The sequence below is a fragment of the Xenorhabdus sp. NBAII XenSa04 genome (genome assembly GCF_963866145.1).
Taxonomy (GTDB): domain Bacteria; phylum Pseudomonadota; class Gammaproteobacteria; order Enterobacterales; family Enterobacteriaceae; genus Xenorhabdus; species Xenorhabdus indica.
In genome coordinates this window covers 1-497 of record NZ_CAWMEB010000217.1, presented here as the reverse complement: position 1 = coordinate 497, position 497 = coordinate 1, and the positions used below count along the sequence as shown (strand labels likewise).

Sequence of the window (497 nt, the reverse complement as noted above, 5' to 3'; positions counted from 1 at the left end):
ATTCGCTTTTGTAACCTTTTACCCGCCGGACAAATGTATACATCACTGCCGTTGTCGTACTTGAAGAGAGACTTGTTAAAAATGCCTTTGCTCTCCGAACCTGAAGTGTCAATTTGTGGCACATTCGCCGTGATGCCTTGAGCATCCGCCTCTTTGATATCATTTCGACTGAAGTAGCCTTTGTCGGCTAACACGGTAATAGATTTCTTCCCCAACACCTTTTGGACTTGCCCGGCAACTAATGTCAGTTGACCTCGGTCTGTTGTCATGACGATGTCGTGGCAAACGATGAGAGGGTGCTTTGTATCGACCGCCGTTTGTACGTTGTAGCAGACTTGTCTTTCCATGTGGTGTGTTTTCATCAAGCGGGCATCAGGATCCGTCTGTGATATCTGTTTGTCCGGATGCTCATTAACTTGTTTTTCGAGTGCTTTTAGCTCAACTAAGCGCTGCTTTAGCCAGGCTAATTTCGATGCTGCGACGGTCGGATCAGACGC

1 protein-coding gene is annotated in these 497 nt (G+C 47.3%); it reads right to left on the bottom strand.

Annotated features, from left to right (window positions below; all coding sequences use genetic code 11):
- The coding region (locus tag AAC147_RS08910) for a transposase (protein ID WP_047686380.1) at positions 1-497 on the bottom strand (497 nt) is incomplete at both ends.